Source organism: Winogradskyella luteola (genome assembly GCF_019203985.1).
Taxonomy (GTDB): domain Bacteria; phylum Bacteroidota; class Bacteroidia; order Flavobacteriales; family Flavobacteriaceae; genus Winogradskyella; species Winogradskyella luteola.
Genome location: NZ_JAGSPD010000040.1, coordinates 1 through 998, shown reverse-complemented (window position 1 = coordinate 998; position 998 = coordinate 1). Strand labels below are relative to the sequence as shown.

Here is a 998-nt window from a genome sequence, read left to right as displayed (position 1 = left end):
GCACATAAACAGATGGTTTCTAAGTAGTCCATCTCCAGTTTTACTAATTCTTGATCTTCCTCTTATACTGATGCCTGAGCTTCTTTCATTTGGTGCCAGACCTAAGAATGAAGAAACTTGTTTGTAGCTTTCAAAAGTCTTGAAATTAGAGGTACGGACCATCATTAGTATAGCTGTTTTCTTCCCGATACCAGGAATAGTGGTAAGTCTTTGAAACAGCTTTGGCTCTTCTGTCTTAATAAGGTTTTCCAATTCTGTTTGTAATACCTCACATTCTTTTTTAAGCTGACGTAACTGTCGCTTTATTGATCTGACCAGAATACCCTTTTGACCTCTGTTCTCTAAGGCGTGCAGCTTATTCTTTAGGGCTGTCGATTGCCGGGAGTAGGTTTGTAGCAAGGAGAGCAGCTCTTTTCATGTCACAATATACTCTGCTTCCGGTTGCCATGGTTCTAAAGGCTGTTCACAGGCATAGTTGTAGATCATATAGGCATCACTCTTGTCCGTTTTTATACGCCTTAATTTCATCTGAATAAAACGTTTTATAATCAGAGGGTTTAATACACTAAGACCGATACCTTGATCATGTAAATACATACATAGCTTATGGTGATAGCAACCAGTAGCTTCCATAACGCAATAACTGTTTGCATCTAAGGTCTTGACAAAGGACTTAAATCCATCTTTATTGTTTGGATAGCTCTTGTATCCAAATAAATTACCGTAGACATCAAAACTGTCTTTTGAGATGTCTATTCCGAAAAATAACGTACTTTTATTCATAGATATTAGTATTAGTAAAGAACAATCTATCTGATTTACAGCATCCTGAAAACAAGCTATGGTGCCTAATGAACTAAAGGTAATTCTGATAGAAAAGAGCAGGGATTTGCATTGTTGACGGAATCTTAAGTTCCTACGGCTATAATAACCTTAATCTGCTCTTTTGTCCTTTATTGATTATTTGTCTAATTTAATTGAAATACAAACTTAGGATG

2 protein-coding genes are annotated in these 998 nt (G+C 36.4%); both read right to left on the bottom strand.

What is annotated here, in order from left to right; all coding sequences use genetic code 11:
* Positions 1 to 399: transposase (locus KCG49_RS16320; protein ID WP_218548021.1), on the bottom strand; the 399-nt coding region annotated here is incomplete at its 3' end.
* Between the two features lie 15 nt (positions 400 to 414).
* On the bottom strand, positions 415 to 783 hold the full coding sequence (locus tag KCG49_RS16315) for an IS110 family transposase (RefSeq protein WP_218548020.1): 369 nt from the start codon (positions 781 to 783) through the stop codon (positions 415 to 417).
* Positions 784 to 998: the final 215 nt, after the last annotated feature.